This window comes from Bacteroides cellulosilyticus DSM 14838 (assembly GCF_000158035.1).
GTDB lineage: Bacteria > Bacteroidota > Bacteroidia > Bacteroidales > Bacteroidaceae > Bacteroides > Bacteroides cellulosilyticus.
Genome location: NZ_EQ973490.1, coordinates 1,761,672 through 1,779,364 on the forward strand (window position 1 = coordinate 1,761,672; position 17,693 = coordinate 1,779,364).

Here is a 17,693-nt window from a genome sequence, read left to right on the forward strand (position 1 = left end):
TATTAGCCGGGTCAGATGATTTCTATCCCCTGTTCCCTACAAAGCTGTAGCCCTACATCTTTCAGTTTGAATTTCTGTATTTTACCGCTGCCCGTCATAGGGAATTCGTCAATAAAGAATACATATTTCGGTATCTTGTAACGTGAAATTTTACCGGTACAGAAGTCACGTACATCTGATTCGTGTATATCCGCTCCTTCCTTCAATATAATGAAAGCACCTACTTCTTCGCCATATTTCTTCGATGGAATGCCTGCCACTTGCACATCCTTCACACCTTCCAGTTTGTAAAGGAACTCTTCAATCTCTCGCGGATAGATATTTTCGCCACCACGGATAATCATATCTTTGATGCGTCCGGTGATGCGGTAATTGCCGTCTTCATCTTTCACGCCAAGGTCACCGGAGTGAAGGAAACCGTTCTTGTCGATTACTTCGGCTGTGGCTTGCGGATTTTTATAGTAACCCTTCATGTTGTTATAGCCCCGGTTGCACATTTCGCCTTGCACGCCCACCGGACATTCTTCTCCGGTTTCGGGATCAATCACCATGACTTCTGTGTGTTCGAAATCGTGTCCTACGGTATTGCAACGAACATCAAACGGGTCGTCAATGCGTGAAGCTGTCATGCCCGGCGATGTTTCTGTCAGACCATACACACTCGTAACTTTCATATACATCTTTTCTTCCACCTGCTTCATCAATTCCACCGGACAGAGTGAGCCGGCCATGATGCCGGTGCGCAGGCTGGACATGTCGAACATATCGAACATCGGATGGTGCAACTCGGCAATGAACATCGTGGGTACACCGTACAGAGCCGTGCAACGTTCCTTATGTATGGAGGCGAGAACTACCAGTGGGTTGAAGCGTTCCACCATTACTTCCGTACAGCCATGTGTCAGACAGTTCATGGTGGCAAGTACTACACCGAAGCAGTGGAAGAGGGGGACACAAACGCATAACTTATCGTCGCTGGTGAACTTCATGTGTTCTCCTGTCAGATAGCCGTTGTTAGCTATGTTATAGTGGGTGAGCATAACACCTTTCGGGAATCCGGTGGTGCCGGATGTGTATTGCATATTCACTACATCATGACAGGTTACCTGACTTTTTAGATTATTCAGACATTCGTCTTCCACATTGTTACCCAATAAGAGGATTTCGGCTGTATTGTACATACCGCGATGTTTCTCCTGGCCTACATAAACAACGTTGCGCATGTGCGGGAAACGTTGGCTCTTCAGATGTCCGCGTTCGCAGGTTTTCAGTTCCGGCAGCATGGTGTAAGTCATTTGCACGAAGTCGCTGTCTTTTTCACCATTCACAATGCAAAGGGTGTGCATATCTGAGTTTTCGCACAAGTATTCCAGTTCTGCCTGTTTATAGTTGGTGTTTACGGTGACATAGACGGCACCTATTTTGGCACAGGCATACAAAAGAGTAAGCCAGTCGGGTACATTAGCGGCCCATATACCCACATGGGTGCCGCGTTCCACTCCGATAGAAATTAGTCCTTTTGCCATGTCGTCTACCCGGCGGTTGAACTGGCTCCAGGTGAAGCGAAGGTTACGGTCGGAATAAACGATATATTCTTTGTCGGGCGTGGTTTCTGCCCAGTGCTCCAGCCATTGGCCGAGCGTTCTTTCGTATAACATGAAAATAGTGATTAGGTGTTTAGTGATAAATGATTAGTACTGGGATAATTAGTGTCAGGTTAGTGATAGGCACAATGCTTGTCACTAACCACTGATCATTTATCACTAAATGGGTGTATAGATTACTGCAAGAATTTTGGCTGCCTGTCCTTCGTAAGCATGCACGTGGTGGGGAACGATGGAGTCGTAATAGATGCTATCTCCTTCTTCAAGCAGATAAGTATTTTTGCCGTAACTTATTTCCATGATACCTTCCATGACCATTATAAACTCTTCACCTTCGTGAGAGGAGAGTACGAAATCACTGTCTTCCGTAGCAGCTACATCGATAATAAACGGCTCCATGTGGCGGTCCGCTTTCGACTTGGACAGGGAATGATATTCCATGTGCTTACGGCTCTGGATTGCATTATTGGAGAAGCTGATGCTGTCTTTGGCTTCCGTCTTGCGGCAGATGGCCGGACCCGTTTCATCCTGATCGTCAAGGAAAGTTCCCAGGCGTACACCCAGAACACGTGCTATTTTGATAAGTGGAGCCAGTGATGGCAAGTCAATGTTATTTTCAATGCGTTCAATCTGTTCTACGGCTAAACCGGAACGTTCAGCCAATTGCTCAATGCTGATTGACTGGCTTTCACGGAGTGACTTTATCTTTTCTCCGACAATCTTGCTTGTATCCATAATTGATAATGTTTTTCGCCTATTAGGTTATAAATTGTATTGTTAAGGCACAAAAATAAAACAAACTTTTACTTGGTGCAACAATCCGTGCGGAAAAAAAGAAGCTTTTATTGATTTTATCAGTTTACGATTCTATTAACAAGACTACCTTCTGTTTGCGGATTCGCCTGGAATACATACATTGAAAGATTTTTTTGTAAGTATGACTCGCTTCAACGGAAATTTTGGCGATGCTTTACCTTATTGTCTTTTTGACATTTTGTATTTTTTATCTGCTGAGGATGCGTTATATTCGTCCGGACACTCATAAATACAAAAGTATTCAAATTAAAATCTGCAAGGGATAGACTATTAGCGTGGTATCGAAATATTTACATTTTATTTAGATTGAAATCTTCCTTAAAAGTGTACTAATAGGTGCGGAACCTGATATAAATAAGTGTATTCTCCGTAAGTAGTAACCCTTTTCTCCATAAGTAGTAACCCTTTTGTCTCTAAGTAGTAATGATATCACCTCTAAGTAGTAACCCTTTTCTGTATAAGAAGCATAGATAAGTGAAAGAATATGCAAATATAGCGTATTCTTATTCTTTATCTATCCATAAAACATTCTGGATTGTGACTTTTTAAAAAGGTGTATGTTGTAGAAATGACGAATATAGAATCATTTTGGTGATAAAGTTCCCGTATATCTATGATTATGGCAACAGTTACTTTTGCCCGATTTATCATTTACTTATCCGCGCTCCGTTTATTTTAATTTCAGTATTAGGAAATAACTCTTTTATGCGCTCTATTCCTTTTCCTGCAATCTTTCCGGATAATTCTAATTTCCCGATTTTCACTTCTGAGAGTTCATTGGGGATATCAATCTCATTCGTGAATTCTATCTTCAAGCTCTTAATCTCTTTCAGTTCCAACAGAACGGGAGGGAATTCTTTTACTTTGATTGATATACCACTGCCAATGCCTTCCTCTTGGGCTTCTACTCTTAATTTGCTTAACAGTCCTTTATTTCCAATATCTTTTTTTCTAATCATCCAGCTGATCTGAGGTCTTAGGGCAAAGTTATCTTTGTTCTGTTGCAAGCCAATGAAGCCGGACCATAGTTCTAATGGCGTTTCTATAATCGTATCATTGCGTACTTCCAGATATTTCAAGTCAACTTTCACAATCTCATCGGGCAGGCTGTTACCGCCTTCAAGCTGCTTCAGATTATTTCTTCTTCCATTTTTGTCGTATGGGAAGAATTTTACGATCCATCCGTCAATGATGTCGGGGGCTCCGTATTTCTTTTGTGAGTGATACTTGAACATATTACGCCAGAAGTCTTTGTTTACTTCACCTTTTGATGCTTTTACGAACTCCTCCAAAAGAGGTTCCAGTTCTGAAATCCACCATTCAAGTTTATATTCCTTCAATCTCCGGGCTTTGTCTAAAACCTTTTCCCAATCTTCCGGGGTCCCTTCAAGTGTTATTTCCGGGATTCCGCAAACGATATACATCACGATAAATTCAAAATAGGGTTTCATAGCTTCCATGATTGTTATTTCGGAAGCTACCTTTTCCAGAGAAGTGGTTGTAGAGAAATTGCAGGTAAGTGTTTCAACTAAGTTGCTTCCTGTATGATTACTTATCTGGTTGGTAAATTGGGGAAAAAATCTCTTCCCATGAAAGGGTGGGGTCTTCCAGTTTCTTATTTGCTTTGACGATTAAAGATTGCTTTCCGGAAAAGTCGACAAAAAGATCTCTCATAGATTCTTGGTTTGCATTTACGTGTCGTGCAAATCCCTGGTTGATTAACAGCCAGATCATGTCGGGAGATAAAACAAACGGTCTGTGATTGGCATAGGCCTGATACATACCATAGAAGAAGGAATTATAGTTGTAGTTTACCAGACTGTCAGGCGCTTCGCTTTTGGCGATAATATTGAAAGGAACATTTATATTCTTTTCTTTTATTTCGTAAGGGTATATTTTAAGGTCGGACAGTATAAGACCTTTATAAATATCTTCATAAGATTTTATGAAAAGCAACTTCTCAGGCTTTGAGAGGTTTTCAACTTTGAACGTGGTCCCGTTTTGAGCGAATGTCGAAATGTAACCAACCATTAATAAGCAAAACAGTGTATTTCTCATAGTGCTGACTTTGTTGTTTATACATTGAAATCTTCAGGAAACAAATATAGCAATAAATGGTGGATAGAAGGAAACAAAAAAGGGAAGCTTTTTAACGGCTTCCCTTTTTTAATGCTTTTGCTGCAAGTAACGGATTACTTACGCAGACCGAGCTCTTTAATGATGGCACGATATCTGGTGATGTCGCGATCCTTCAGGTAGTTCAGCAACGCACGGCGTTTTCCTACCAACATTGTCAAGGCTCTTTCAGTACTATAATCTTTTCTGTTGAGCTTAAGGTGCTCAGTCAGGTGGGAAATACGGTATGAAAACAAAGCTATCTGGGCCTCAGCTGAGCCAGTATCAGTGTTAGACTTTCCGTACTTGCCAAAGATTTCTTGCTTTTTAGCAGCGTCTAAATACATAACTTTTAATTAAATTGATATATAAATTTTCTCTTACGAGGCTGCAAAGATAGAGATAATCTTTTATACTGCAATGATATTCAATGAAATTTTTCTCTTGCTGCAACTATATCTAATGCAAAATTCGTACCTTTGCACCCAAATATATAGGTATTGTATGCAAAATATTAGAAACATTGCAATCATTGCCCATGTTGACCATGGGAAAACGACGCTTGTCGACAAGATGCTCTTGGCGGGAAATCTGTTCCGCAGCAACCAGAGCACAGGTGAATTAATGCTGGATAACAACGACTTGGAACGTGAACGAGGGATAACGATCCTTTCTAAAAACGTTTCTATCAATTACAAAGGAACTAAAATCAATATCATTGATACTCCGGGACACAGTGACTTCGGAGGTGAAGTGGAGCGTGTATTGAACATGGCAGACGGATGTATCCTGTTGGTGGATGCTTTCGAAGGTCCGATGCCCCAGACGCGTTTCGTGTTGCAGAAAGCTCTGCAGATTGGTCTGAAACCCATCGTTGTGGTGAACAAGGTAGACAAACCGAACTGTCGTCCGGAAGAAGTATATGAAATGGTGTTCGACCTGATGTTCAGCCTTGAAGCTACGGAAGATCAGTTGGACTTCCCCGTTATTTATGGTTCTGCGAAGAACAACTGGATGAGTACGGACTGGAAGACTCCTACTGATAATATCTTCGCATTACTGGACTGTATTGTAGAGAATATACCGGCTCCCACGCAGTTGGAAGGTACTCCGCAGATGTTGGTGACTTCTTTGGATTATTCTTCTTATACCGGACGTATTGCCGTAGGTCGTGTACATCGTGGTACTCTTAGAGAGGGGATGAATGTATCTTTGGCTAAGCGCGACGGAAGTTTTGTGAAATCAAAAATCAAGGAACTGCATACATTTGAAGGTATGGGACGCGCGAAGGTATCGGAAGTTTCTTCCGGTGACATTTGTGCGTTGGTAGGTATCGAAGGCTTTGAAATCGGTGATACGATCTGTGACTTTGAAAATCCGGAAGCATTGCCGCCTATCGCTATTGACGAACCGACTATGAGTATGTTGTTCGCCATTAATGATTCTCCTTTCTTCGGTCGTGATGGTAAGTTTGTGACTTCTCGTCATATCCATGACCGTTTGATGAAGGAATTGGATAAGAACCTTGCCTTACGCGTACGTAAAAGTGAAGAAGATGGTAAATGGGTAGTTTCCGGTCGTGGTGTACTTCATCTTTCTGTATTGATTGAAACCATGCGTCGCGAAGGTTATGAGCTTCAGGTTGGTCAGCCACAGGTTATCTTCAAGGAGATTGACGGTGTGAAGTGTGAGCCGATTGAAGAACTGACAGTAAATGTTCCCGAAGAATATTCCAGCAAGATAATTGATATGGTAACCCGTCGTAAGGGTGAGATGGTGAAGATGGAGAGTGCAGGCGAACGCGTAAACCTAGAATTCAATATGCCTTCGCGTGGTATCATCGGTTTGCGTACGAATGTACTGACTGCTTCTGCCGGTGAAGCTATCATGGCACACCGTTTCAAAGAATACCAACCGCATAAAGGTGAAATCGAACGTCGTACCAACGGCTCTATGATTGCAATGGAAACGGGAACAGCTTTTGCTTATGCCATTGATAAATTGCAGGATCGTGGTAAGTTCTTTATTTTCCCACAGGAGGACGTGTATGCCGGACAGGTGGTAGGTGAACACTCCCATGATAACGACCTCGTGATTAATGTTACGAAATCCAAGAAGTTGACGAATATGCGTGCTTCCGGTTCGGATGATAAAGTTCGTCTGATTCCGCCTGTACAGTTCTCTTTGGAAGAGGCTTTGGAATATATCAAGGAAGATGAGTACGTAGAGGTTACACCGAAGGCAATGCGTATGCGTAAAGTGATTCTGGACGAGATAGAACGTAAACGTGCGAATAAGAATTAAAGAATAGTGGAGATGAGTTAAACTCATCAAATCTAACGAAAAAAGTAAAGGTGGGCATTCGATTTGAAAGCCCACCTTTACTTTTTTATTTTAGTTTCCTCCTTGCCAGGGTAAATCTTCCTGGGCACTGTTTTCCAGTTCGGTTTCTTCTACATGGATGCTGACATTGCTTCCTGTACCAAAATGATCGATATCGGAAATGACAATCGTATGCATATAATTTCTCTTGAAGTTGATGTTATAGTTCAAGATATCTTCGGCTTCTTTTCCTGTCCGGTGCACGGTGACTTTAACACGGGCGTTATCAGTCAGAATCTTTCCTGTTTCAACAGGAGTCGTCAAGGTTCTCATGGAAACCATAAGCTCGGGTGATTCTTTCTTATCAGGAGTCAACCATACAGTCGGTGCACCATCTATTTGGATTTCCAGTTTGCAATCAGCTTGTAATCCGTTCTGTTTGAATTGTACACCGAAGTACCGGCGATAAACTTCCAGTGTATTTGTCTGGTCGGGTGCTACGGTCAATTTGTCGATGATACCATGGTATCTTTGAATAAAAGGACGGGTATAATTGCTCTGTCCCTTGGTTCCTATTTTGGAGTTTTCAAGATCGAAAAGATATTCTTGTGTGCCATCCGGTCGTTCGGCTGTAATGAATTTATTCGTGATTGTACCTAACTTTGGATCGTTTCCTTTGCTGAGTGTCAGTGGATAAAGTGTCCCATCTTTAGTCAATAAAGAGTCCTTTCCTTCTTTTATCATCGTACACGAGATGCGGTATTGATATCCGTCGAGGACATTCAACTTCAGATTCCCGGCTTTGATATTGTCAAAGATGCCATAAGCATAAGGCTTTTGAGTGACTGACCCGTTGGGATTCTGTATGAGCATGGCTACATTTATACCGAAAATCTCTTTCGAAGCATCGGCACGGCTCATTGGTTTTTCTGTGAGGGAACACTCGCCACCTATATTAAGGTCCAGCTCAGTGTAAGTAGGCTCTTTCTCTTTATAAACATCTTCTCCTTTAAGGCAAGATTGCAGAATCTGACTCAGGACGACTAATCCCGCTAAAATTAAATGTTTTGTTTTCATATATCTGTTTGTTTGATTATCCAATGTTTTGATGTTCTTCTTCTGTGGGGTCCAAATCGGTGTTATCTCCTTCAAATGAGATAGAAGTATTTTCATCGTAATGCTTATCTATATTTATAATCTTTATCAGATTCTTTTTATTTCGTTGAATAGTAATGGATTGGTTTGAGATAATGCTGGTCCATTCTTCAGCGTTCTTTGGGCGGTAATAGACGTTGATTGGTAGATTTTCTGTGGCGTTGATATTGCCGTTTCCGATGTTGGCGACATTTTGTAGAGAAAATAGCCTCTCTTCCGACATGGAAAGGGAAGTAGTGGCATCGGTACATTCTATGAGAAATGCTTTGGCATTGCTGGTTTCTACTTTGATGGAATCTCCTATAGACAAGTTCTCAGCTGCAAATCGCAGAGTATAATATGCTCTTTTCAGTTCAATAGAAACAAACTTTACCGGACGATTACCTTCGGTTACGGGATCGGCATTGATCAAGTCAAGTGTTGCGCTGCCATAAAAGCGATGTGTGTCCGTAGGACGTTCACTGATCTCATTGGCTTCCAGGTGCATCGCTCCTTTATAAATGTGTTGGTGGAAATTCTGGTTTTCGTTTAGAGGATTGATGGAAATAACCAGCTTATTGGTGACAGCGGCATCTACCCGTTTATCTGTTGTGATAGAAAATGGGAGTCCGAAATATCCATTGTTGTTATAAGGAAGTTCATTCTTTTTCAGGAAGGTGCAGTCGAACCGATAAATATATCCTTCAATCAGTCCGATGCTTATATCTGAAATATCTTCAAAAAGTCCGGTTGCATAAGGCTGAAAGGTAGAACCCTTTTTCCAGAAAACATTCACTGCATAAATTCCGGTTTCCTGAACTGTAGCTCTGCTTAAAGGTTGTGAATCATATTCCAGAGAAGGCCCGATTTGTAGGCCTATCCAGATTTCTTTTCCATTGATATCAGGAGTATTATTCTCATCAGAGCACGATGAGAATAATATCATCCAGATAAGAGCTATAAATAAGCTATGTGTATCTGCTATTTTCATACATTTCAAGTGATTATCCTACAAATGTAGTAAATAATCTTATGCAAATGGAGATGACAATGCAGAATCTTCAAAAAATCTTTAATCTATGAATTTAATCTTCTCCGCATTTCTCGGTTTAGCTGCCGGAGTTTCATCCGGATAACCGAATGCGATGCAATAGAGCAACTCATATCCTTCCGGAATATCGAGTCTCTTCAAATATTCTGCTGCATCCGGTGTGGAGTTTATAAATCGTGTCGGTCCTCCTAAACAACAGGAACCTATACCCATAGACCAAGCTGAGAGAATCATGTTCTCACCCAATAAACCACAGTCTATCTGTGACAGATCATAAGACTTGTCATTGGCGATAAATACTATTGTAGGAGCATTGCGGAACATATTCTTGAAGTTAGGATCTTCGGCAGCTTTCGGATTCTGTTTCTTGTAAACTTCGGTGATACCATTGATAAAATCCGGATTATCCACTACCCGGATTGCCCAGGACTGCTTGTTCTGACCGTTGGGGGCATTGATACCGCAGTTCAGTATAATCTGCATAGTATCGCGGTTCACTGCTTGCGGCTTGTATTTACGAATACTGCGGCGTGACATCATATTCTCAATTACTGCATTTTCATTGCTTGCTTTCTCAGTCACAGTTGTACTCTCTTTTACTTGCATGCCACATCCGCAGCACAGCAACAGGCTGGCACCTGCTAACATCAATTTGATACTTTTCATATTGCTTTGTTTAATATTGGTTTTCGCAAAGCTAACAAAAAAGATTTAGTAATGAAGTGATTCCAATTCTTTTCTTACCAACCAGTATCCAACCTGTGCTTCGGATATGCCTTCAATCAGTTGATAAGGACATATAAATTGATCGTTCTGAATTCTTGAATCCATATAATAGAAAGAACATGCACTGTCTTTCTCAAAATGTTTGGCATATTCCAGAATGTGGGTCGATATAAGGAATGAGCAATGCAAATACTTTCTGAGTAATTCGTTTACTGCGACAGAAGCTTCAAAGGCATCCTGTGCGTTTGTTCCGCGAAACATTTCATCCAGTATTATCAGACATCGCTTACCGGATGTCGCTTTTTGAAGAACTTCTTTGATTCGTAGAATTTCCGCCATAAAATGACTTCTGCCATCGCGCAGGGAGTCCGGGAGGTTGATTGAAGTATAGATTCCATCAAAAACAGGACAGATCATTGAACGGGCTGGAACCGGTAATCCGCAGTGCGCCAGCCATACAGCGATTGTGATGGCTTTGAGGGTTGTTGATTTACCGGCCATATTGGAGCCTGTAAGAATGCATATATTGCCGTTTGACATCTTCCAGTCGTTACTTCGTCCCTCTTTGGTGAACGGGTGTACAAAGCCAGTAATAGATAAATCCATCGTATCTGTCATTTCCGGACAGCAACAGAAATCTCTGTTGATTGCTACATGCTGTGCTGTGCGGCATACGTCCAGCATATAAATTTGAGAAAGTAACCCTCTGATCAGTTCAAAATGGATACAACGAAACTGGTAATCGTATTTGTCGATGGTATAGTTGGAGGGAGATTTCTCTTTATCTTTATAGAGGCCGATAACTTCTTTCAGTTCGCTGCCATGTATAGTGTCCTGAATGCTTTGTGCTAATTCTTTCAATAGTAAAGGGGCATTTTCCAAGGTGTTTTTTCGCAATGTATCCAATCGGTTCAATAACAGGATAATTAAGGTTACACCTCGTCTGATGATATAGCGTTGAGCGTCGTGTCTTAATAAACGGTCGAATGCTGAAGTCAGCGACACTAAAATATTAGGTCTTCTGATCTGATCACGATATTCCAGATAATATTCGATAAAGTCGAGCTCTTCTTCATCCAAAGGAAGTTCGGGTAACTCTTTCCAGGCTATCGCTTCTTGTCTTTTTCGTATGGCAGATATATCGTTCAGGGGAGAGGTAATCCAATCGAGCATCATGCGTTTTCCGTTTTTAGTCTCCGTTCCGGAGAATAAAGAGTAGAGGGGATATTCGTCATATATTCCTTCTGTAATGCTCAAATCTGCCTGCGTTTGCCTGTCCGTATCCAGATAAGTCATATTCTTAGGTATTACGTATAGCGCAAAAGTAGGAAAATAATTAGGAAGAACAAACGAAACAGATAAAAACAAGAAAAGCGGCTCTTGATATCAAGAGCCGCTTTCGCATATATATCTAAACTGGTTTTATTCAGATTAGAGCTTCGGACCAGCAGCAACCAGTGCTTTACCAGCTTCGTTACCAGTGAACTTAGCAAAGTTCTTGATGAAACGGCCAGCCAGGTCTTTTGCTTTTTCTTCCCACTTGCAAGCACATTCGTAAGTGTCGCGAGGATCAAGGATCTTCGGATCAACGTTCGGCAATTCAGTCGGAACAACGAAGTCAAAGAAAGGAATAACCTTAGTAGGAGCCTTGTCGATAGAACCGTCAAGGATAGCGTCGATGATACCACGAGTATCTTTGATAGAGATACGCTTGCCGCTACCGTTCCAGCCAGTGTTTACCAAGTATGCCTTAGCACCTACCTTATTCATCTTCTTAACCAGTTCTTCTGCATATTTAGTCGGGTGCAATGACAAGAAAGCAGCGCCGAAGCAAGCAGAGAATGTCGGAGTCGGTTCAGTGATACCACGTTCTGTACCAGCCAACTTAGCGGTGAAACCAGACAGGAAGTAGTACTGAGCTTGTTCCGGGTTCAGGATAGATACCGGAGGCAATACACCGAAGGCATCAGCTGACAGGAAGATTACCTGGTGAGCGTGAGGACCTTTAGATACCGGTTTAACGATGTTATTGATGTGATAGATAGGATAAGAAACACGAGTGTTTTCTGTAACGCTCTTGTCAGTGAAGTCAATCTTACCATCAGCAGCAACAGTTACGTTTTCCAACAAAGCGTCACGTTTGATAGCGTTGTAGATATCGGGTTCGCTGTCTTTGTCCAAGTTGATAACCTTAGCATAGCAACCACCTTCGTAGTTGAATACACCTTCGTCATCCCATCCGTGTTCGTCATCACCGATCAGCAGACGTTTCGGGTCAGTAGACAAGGTAGTCTTACCTGTACCAGACAGACCAAAGAAGATAGCAGAGTCAGTACCTTCCATGTTGGTGTTGGCTGAACAGTGCATAGAAGCGATGCCACGAAGCGGGTTCTTGTAGTTCATGATAGAGAACATACCCTTCTTCATTTCACCACCGTACCAAGTATTCAAGATAACTTGTTCGTTAGTCTTCAAGTTGAATACAGTAGCTGTTTCAGAGTTCAGACCCAGTTCCTTGTAGTTGTCAACTTTTGCTTTAGAAGCGTTGAAAGATACGAAATCGGGTTCTCCGTAGTTAGCGAGTTCTTCAGCAGTCGGGCGGATGAACATGTTAGTTACGAAGTGAGCCTGCCATGCTACTTCCATGATGAAACGTACTTTCATACGAGTACTTTCGTTAGCACCACAGAATGTATCAACAACGAACAGACGTTTGCCGCTCAATTCTTTTACAGCTTTAGCCTTCAGGTCAGCCCAAGCTTCTTCAGAGCAAGGTTTGTTGTCGTTTTTGTATTCGTCTGAAGTCCACCATACAGAATCTTTGCTGGCTTCATTCATAACGAAGAATTTATCTTTAGGAGAACGACCGGTATAGATACCTGTCATTACGTTTACAGCACCCAGTTCAGTTACCTGACCTTTTTCAAAACCTTCCAAACTTGGTTTGGTTTCTTCTGCGAACAGTACATCATAAGACGGGTTGTGGATGATTTCCTTCACGTCTTTGATACCGTACTTGCTTAAATCTAAATTTGCCATTTCTTTTAATGATTTAAAATTTTGGTATTTGGTTTATTTATCTCTTGCTAATTCTTTTTACCTTTATCTATCTCAAGGGGGGAAGGAAACCGGTATGAATTAAGCCATATTCCGAACAGTCCCTTGTTTTTCGCGTACAAAAGTAGTATTTTCTTTCGAAACAATCACCTGATTAGAGAAATTTTTCTTTAATGAGAAGTCTTTTATAACTCCATAACAATATCTGCAAACTGAATGTTGCAAATTGCACAAGAAATCGTTTACTTTGCGCATATTAATTCAAATCACATCATGAAAATTATCAATTTTGCCGAGACAAACTCCATCCTGAACCAGTATGTTGCCGAGATCCGGGATGTACAAGTACAAAGCGACCGCCTTCGCTTCCGCCGAAACATTGAACGCATCGGGGAAATTATGGCCTATGAAATGAGTAAGGACTTTGCTTATTCTCAGAAGAATATCCAGACTCCGCTGGGGATAGCACCCGTGCAGACTCCGGATAACCAATTGGTATTAAGCACCATTTTGCGTGCCGGGTTGCCTTTCCATCAGGGCTTTCTGAGCTACTTTGACGGTGCGGAAAATGCTTTCGTTTCCGCTTACCGGAAATATAAGGATACGCTGAAGTTTGATATTCATATTGAATATATTGCTTCACCGCGCATCGACGGAAAGACGCTGATTATTACAGACCCAATGTTAGCAACCGGTAGCAGTATGGAGTTGAGTTACCAGGCTATGCTGACGAAGGGGCATCCGGCGGAGATACATGTCGCTTCTATCATTGCCAGCCGTCAGGCTGTGGAACACATTGCTGAAACACTCCCCGAAGACAAGACTACAATCTGGTGTGCAGCCATTGATCCGGAGATAAATGAGCATTCGTATATTGTTCCGGGACTGGGAGATGCAGGAGATTTGGCATTCGGCGAAAAGGAATAGATACCAATAAAAAGTTTCCCCAATCTACCCTCACTACCCTCACTTTGGGGATAGATCAATAATAATTAGGATGTTAAGTGTGGTGGTAGTAAAAAATCCTGTGTGAGGGTAAGTGGGTTACTCTCACTGTGTGTCTCGTCCTGGTTTTGGTCCATAATCAGCCCTTAACGGAATGGGGCATTCATTTGTTTTACATCAGCTGTTATTCTGTTTATAATCAGTGAAATATCTCATTTAGCTTAGGAATAATCAGGTGTTGACCTTGGTTAACCGGCCGATTAACCTTGATTAATAGGCTCGTCAACCAAGGTTAACCGGCCGCTTGATCAAGGTTAATACCCAATAAGGCTTAGTGTAGAATGCAAAAAGATCTAGGGTAAAGACAGATGATTGCCTGTTTGTTTAGGAATGCTTCCTAATGGTTTGGTTGCAGAAGGTATGGAGATGATCTTTATTACAATGGTGATTTGGAATCTTTAGTCATTCTTTCCGTAATTGCGCTTTATAATAGTGGCCTGAAAGGCTTTTTTACCGGCCAGTAGCAGGTCTTCGTCATCAAAGGCACGAAGGCTGTACCAAAAAAGAAAATCTCCCGTACCACCCAGAATACCGAATAATCCCAGAAAGAATATATTGGCCTCTCCTGTACAGAATCCATGGATTGCAGGCATCACTCCCAATAAGATGCCCGGTAATAATAAGGATACCCGATAGAACTTCAATGGAATAGGACGAGTCAGAGAAAATCCTACTCCAGTCCAGTCAAAATGCCAGTGTAGGAGCTTTTTATCCTTTCCGCTAAAACAGTAAAGAATCCCTGCCTGGATTAGTATATAAAACACGAGGAGTAAAAATATGCAAAGCATAACTTGGGGACTGCTGATTCCTTTTACAGAGGTACCCAATAAACGACCGGCACTATAGGATGAAGGTTCATCCCATACATAAACAAACAGATAGCTACCTATCAGGAACAGAATGAAGAAAAACAGAAATCCTCTTATGTTGATAGACTTTGCTGTGAGTTTCACTTCCACTCCATCCGGGCGGTTGAATGGTTCCTTATTTGCTTCTTTCTTTTCCATAATTCCTTTTTACTGATTTCTACGCTGCAAAGATAACAAGAGTATGAAATTAATTTAGGTTATCAGAATGTTATCTTTATGTTAAGGTGGAAAGAAAAGTTTATCTATATTTGCCTGAAATATAGAATGCTTGATGAAAAAGTCGTATTATATACTTCTTACAATAACTGCAACAGCAGCTGTCCTGTACTTGCTTGGAAATTGGGTAGGACGAAGTTTCGGACTGAACCGGCAGCAAGTGATACGTAATATCCACGAAGCTTACGGCCGTGCGACGGATGCATTTGAGGCCGGACAAACTAAGGATCTGGCTGCTTTTTTCCGTAATGAACTGGATGAAGTGGATTTGAAGCGGATCAAGTTTCGCCTGGATACGGTACCTTTACACGGTGATTCTATCGTATTGAAACAGGATTTACGATATTTTTCTGATTATCGGAAACTGTTGGAGCAACACTATACCTTTGTATGTCCTGTGAATGACGCTCAGGGAGTACATGCTTATATCCAGAATCTTCGTGCCGGGTTCATCGGCAAACTGCTTTATATGTTCTTCGGAACGATAGTGGCTTTGGGACTTCTATTATTTGCCATACGTAAGCAGGTGGATATTATCCGCCGGCAGGATGAGTTGGCACGAATGCGTGAAGATTTCTCTTCTGCTATGGTTCACGACATGAAGAATCCGATCAGTTCCATCCTGATTGGGCTTAAAGTGCTTCGTAGTGGAAAGGTAGATAGTAAGCCTGAGAAGAAAGAAAAACACTTCGATATTCTGGAGGCGGAAGCTCAACATTTGCTTGCACTGGCCAATAAAGTACTGACTATCTCTAAACTGGAACATGGACAATTACTGTTGGATAAGAATTGGATTCAACTCCGTCCTATGGTGGATGAGTTGGTACGCACGTTTACGGCTAAGGCAGAAAAGCCTATCACATTTCAGGTTGATTTGCAGGCAGAGGGAGCTTATGCTGATGAGGAGTATCTGAAAGAGGCTTTAAGTAACCTGATAGATAATGCTGTGAAATATTCTAAGGATACAATAGATATACAGATTACTTCCTGCCTTTCCGGACAGTATATTCAGATCAGGGTGCGGGATAATGGAATCGGTATTCCGCTTGCGGCTCAACGGATTGTATTTGATAAGTTTGAACGCGTCATTACCCGGAATGAGGATGAGAAGAAGAAAGTATCCGGTTTCGGTTTGGGACTGAACTATGTGATGAATGTAGCCCGGGAGCATGGAGGGTATGTCAGTGTGGAGAGTATAGAAGGGAAATATAGCGAATTTACTGTTTCTTTGCCGTTGCCGGCGGAGAACGAAGAGGCTAATCCGGAGGATTGATATTCTCTTGTCGTATATGAGCGTGACCGGGCCTGTCTGTTTTTTTTACAGACAAGCCGGATCACGTTCTTTTTAATTGTTATTCTACAGGTGGGACTGAACATTACGGCACGATACCGGTGAAAGGTCTGGAGAGCTTGCTGGGAAAACCGGTCAAAGATTAATCTTCTACCCATAGTACAGTGATACTAAAGGTTAATGTATGCCTGATGCAGATATACACTAATTCTTTTATTATCAAAGGGAAAGGACAGGAAAACTTAGAAAGCGCAGTTATTCTAATACTCCTTCTGGAATTGCAGGGATCAAATTGAAGTTCCGATAATGTCAGTCAGTTCTGTTGTTTCTTGTTCTCTCCTAATGGGAACTCCGGTTTTCTCTTGTGGAAACGCTCGTTCCCTTTAATGGAACTGTGCTGTATTGACTTATCTTTTTGTTCTATAACTGAAGAGGTGTCTACTATACCTCTTTTCCCTTATTTTATTCAAGGTAATGACTCTGTACTTACATAACCCATTCCAGATAATTCTCTGGCGTGATGACTACAGTCTCTTTTACCGGATAATTATTCAAGAAAGGAGATGGAAAGGTGATTGGACGTTTATTAGGATTCCACTTCATTTCAAAAGCGGTGAAGTTGCCGTCTGCTTCTTCTATATAGTCTATTTCTTGTTGTTGAGTGGTTCTCCAGAAGAAGCTTTTTGCATAATTCCCGTTGTAATGATTTGCTTTGATGCGTTCGCTGATGAAGAAATTCTCCCATAAAGCGCCTGTGTCTTGGCGGAGAGATAGCGGTGCAAAATTCTGGATGACGGCATTGCGGATACCATTATCATAAAAATATATTTTCTTGCTCTTTTTGAGTTCTGTTCGTAAGTTACGGTTGAAAGCATTCAGGCGGAAAATGACATAGCATTTCTCTAATAAGTTGATGTATTTTTCTACGGTTTTGTTGTCGGTCCCGATGGTTTACGCTACTTCGTTATAGGATACTTCACTGCCTACTTGCAGGGCAAGGGCGATAAGTAACTTTTCCAGCAGTATGGGGCGGCGTATCTCGTTCATTGCCAACAGGTCTTTATACAGGTAGCTGTTGGCTATGTTCATTAATAATTCTTTAGCCTCATCAGTATGATTGATAATGTCCGGATAAGAACCGTATATAAGCCGGGATTCAAACATTTGTTTAACTGGCAATAAACCTTGGCTGTCATATAATTCTGCCGTAGAGATGGGATAGAGGTGATATTCATATTTTCGTCCTGTGAGAGGTTCGCTCAGATTACTTTGTAATTCAAACGATGAAGAACCGGTGACGAGAAGCTGCACGTTGGTGAAATTGTCTGTAATGCGTTTTAAGGTTAAACCTATTTCTGATACACGTTGTGCCTCATCTATTACGATAATTCTGTTGTTGCCGATCAGCATTTTCAGTTCGGAGGTATTGATGTTGGCTAACATCTCTTTCACTTCCGGTTCGTCGCAGTTCAATGTCAGTACTGCTT

14 protein-coding genes and 1 pseudogene are annotated in these 17,693 nt (G+C 41.6%); 3 read left to right on the top strand and 12 right to left on the bottom strand.

Annotated elements, in window-relative coordinates:
• Window positions 1-11 precede the first annotated feature (11 nt).
• From BACCELL_RS10860 to rpsO, 4 genes and pseudogenes are all read right to left on the bottom strand, one after another.
• Window positions 12-1,658, bottom strand: coding sequence for an AMP-binding protein (locus BACCELL_RS10860; protein WP_007211818.1), 1,647 nt, complete (start codon window positions 1,656-1,658; stop codon window positions 12-14).
• A gap of 105 nt (window positions 1,659-1,763) precedes the next feature.
• Entirely contained in the window at window positions 1,764-2,339 is a 576-nt protein-coding gene (locus tag BACCELL_RS10865) for a helix-turn-helix domain-containing protein (RefSeq protein WP_007211819.1), read from the bottom strand.
• Between the two features lie 728 nt (window positions 2,340-3,067).
• Window positions 3,068-4,478, bottom strand: a pseudogene (locus BACCELL_RS10870) (DUF4419 domain-containing protein).
• A 134-nt stretch (window positions 4,479-4,612) separates the two neighbouring features.
• Window positions 4,613-4,882, bottom strand: coding sequence for a 30S ribosomal protein S15 (rpsO, locus tag BACCELL_RS10875; protein WP_007211822.1), 270 nt, complete (start codon window positions 4,880-4,882; stop codon window positions 4,613-4,615).
• Between the two features lie 157 nt (window positions 4,883-5,039).
• On the opposite strand from rpsO, the gene typA reads away from it, so the two are divergent.
• Entirely contained in the window at window positions 5,040-6,839 is a 1,800-nt protein-coding gene (gene typA, locus BACCELL_RS10880) for a translational GTPase TypA (RefSeq protein WP_007211823.1), read from the top strand.
• A 90-nt stretch (window positions 6,840-6,929) separates the two neighbouring features.
• Here the strand turns inward: typA and BACCELL_RS10885 are convergent, their stop codons facing one another.
• From BACCELL_RS10885 to pckA, 5 genes are all read right to left on the bottom strand, one after another.
• Entirely contained in the window at window positions 6,930-7,934 is a 1,005-nt protein-coding gene (locus tag BACCELL_RS10885; protein WP_007211824.1) for a hypothetical protein, read from the bottom strand.
• A 16-nt stretch (window positions 7,935-7,950) separates the two neighbouring features.
• Window positions 7,951-8,982 (bottom strand): hypothetical protein, encoded by a 1,032-nt coding sequence (locus BACCELL_RS10890; RefSeq protein ID WP_007211825.1) that lies wholly within the window; start codon window positions 8,980-8,982, stop codon window positions 7,951-7,953.
• Window positions 8,983-9,063: 81 nt separating this feature from the next.
• Window positions 9,064-9,708 carry a nitroreductase family protein gene (locus BACCELL_RS10895; RefSeq protein WP_007211826.1) on the bottom strand — a complete coding sequence of 215 codons (645 nt, stop codon included), beginning with the start codon at window positions 9,706-9,708 and terminating at the stop codon, window positions 9,064-9,066.
• Window positions 9,709-9,753: 45 nt separating this feature from the next.
• Window positions 9,754-11,064, bottom strand: a complete 1,311-nt coding sequence (locus BACCELL_RS10900) for a MutS-related protein (protein WP_007211827.1) — start codon at window positions 11,062-11,064, stop codon at window positions 9,754-9,756.
• A 135-nt stretch (window positions 11,065-11,199) separates the two neighbouring features.
• Window positions 11,200-12,807, bottom strand: coding sequence for a phosphoenolpyruvate carboxykinase (ATP) (pckA, locus tag BACCELL_RS10905; RefSeq protein WP_007211828.1), 1,608 nt, complete (start codon window positions 12,805-12,807; stop codon window positions 11,200-11,202).
• Between the two features lie 291 nt (window positions 12,808-13,098).
• Here pckA and upp point away from each other — a divergent pair, with 291 nt between their 5' ends.
• Entirely contained in the window at window positions 13,099-13,752 is a 654-nt protein-coding gene (upp, locus tag BACCELL_RS10910) for a uracil phosphoribosyltransferase (protein ID WP_029426567.1), read from the top strand.
• A 476-nt stretch (window positions 13,753-14,228) separates the two neighbouring features.
• Here the strand turns inward: upp and BACCELL_RS10915 are convergent, their stop codons facing one another.
• A complete protein-coding gene (locus BACCELL_RS10915; RefSeq protein WP_007211831.1) occupies window positions 14,229-14,837 on the bottom strand; it encodes a hypothetical protein in 609 nt (202 codons plus the stop codon).
• A gap of 133 nt (window positions 14,838-14,970) precedes the next feature.
• On the opposite strand from BACCELL_RS10915, the gene BACCELL_RS10920 reads away from it, so the two are divergent.
• Entirely contained in the window at window positions 14,971-16,188 is a 1,218-nt protein-coding gene (locus BACCELL_RS10920) for a sensor histidine kinase (RefSeq protein ID WP_007211832.1), read from the top strand.
• Between the two features lie 504 nt (window positions 16,189-16,692).
• Here the strand turns inward: BACCELL_RS10920 and BACCELL_RS27365 are convergent.
• Both BACCELL_RS27365 and BACCELL_RS27370 read right to left on the bottom strand, forming a co-directional pair.
• Window positions 16,693-17,154, bottom strand: a complete 462-nt coding sequence (locus BACCELL_RS27365) for a DUF4143 domain-containing protein (RefSeq protein ID WP_317206933.1) — start codon at window positions 17,152-17,154, stop codon at window positions 16,693-16,695.
• 3 nt (window positions 17,155-17,157) lie between these two features.
• On the bottom strand, window positions 17,158-17,693 hold a 536-nt coding region (locus tag BACCELL_RS27370; protein ID WP_007211834.1), incomplete at its 5' end, for an AAA family ATPase.